At 47.8% G+C, this 1,355-nt stretch carries 1 protein-coding gene; it reads left to right on the plus strand.

All coding sequences use genetic code 11. The features are described from left to right. Positions 1–116 precede the first annotated feature (116 nt). On the plus strand, positions 117–1,355 hold a 1,239-nt coding region (gene istA / locus ACFPXP_RS08110), incomplete at its 3' end, for an IS21 family transposase (RefSeq protein ID WP_379893732.1).

Raw genomic sequence — 1,355 nt, forward strand, 5'->3', positions numbered from 1 at the left:
TGTAACCGCTAAACTAGAATCAACGGATTCCGCTAAATAAGAATGAACAAAACTTACCATACCCTTCCTATTAAGATATCATAGAACTGGTAATTCTAGCATCAGGGGGAAGCGGTATGAGGAAAGAAGAAAGGTGGCCTATGTACTTCACGGTTCAAGAACAGAAAAGATTAGGGTTGAGGAAATCGCAGGTTGCAAGAAACCTGGATGTATCCAGGAATACGGTAATCAAGTTGTGGGACATGACGGTAGAGGAGTACAAGCAGTTTCTAGATGGCCTTGAGTCTCGTTCTAAGAAGCTAGACTCTTTCGCAACGGAGATTATCAGCTGGTTGCGGGAGTTTCCGGACTTGTCTGCTGCACAGGTTATGGATTGGCTGAAGGAACGTCATGAAGGCATGGAAATCGCTGAAAGCACCGTTCGAAGCTATGTTAGAGGACTGAGGATGGAATACGGGATCCCTAAGGCGAAGCGAATCAGGCAACACGAAGCGGTAGAAGAACTCCCGATGGGCAAGCAGATGCAGGTAGACTTCGGGGAAACCAAGCTTAGACATCCTGAAGGGCACTTGGTCAGACTATGGTTCATCACCTTTGTCTTATCTCGTTCGAGGTACAAATATGCTCTATGGCAGGATAGGCCGTTTACAACCGTGGATGTCGTAGAGGCGCATGAACAGGCTTTTGCGTTCTATGGCGGTCTTCCCGAAGAGATCGTCTATGACCAAGACCACCTGCTGTTAACGAGTGAGAACCACGGGGATCTTATCTTGACCCATGAGTTTGCCAAGTACGTGGAAGAGCGCACCTTTCGGATTTACATGTGCCGCAAAGCGGATCCCGAGAGTAAAGGCAAAATCGAGAATGTGGTGAAATTCATCAAACGCAACTTTGCAAGACATCGTCCATTCACCAATATCGACAAGCTCAATGAGCAGTGCCTAGCATGGTTAAACCGTACAGGCAACGCCAAGGTGCATCATACGACCAAAAAAATACCGGCCGAAGTATACGCCTTAGAAAAAGCGCATCTCCGCCCAGTCCACAAAAAAATAAAAACAACAATTAGCTCAAGTATAACAAGGACTGTGCGGAAGGACAACACCATTTGGTACGAATCGAACCGGTATAGTGTTCCGCTTGGCACGTATGATGGAACCGACAAAGAAGTTGCTGTACGAGTGACAGAGGACAATCGCCTCGTCATCTATGAGGAAGACACTGGACAGATCCTGGCAGAGCACACCCTGTGCCTCCATCGTAAGGGCGAACTCATCCGCAACCGCCATCACGGCCGAGATCGGACAAAAGGGATCCCTGCTTACATTGAACATGTGTCCAAGCTCTTTCACGAC

The sequence above is a fragment of the Marinicrinis lubricantis genome, assembly GCF_042658665.1.
In the GTDB taxonomy this organism is placed as follows: Bacteria; Bacillota; Bacilli; order Paenibacillales; family KCTC-33676; genus Marinicrinis; species Marinicrinis lubricantis.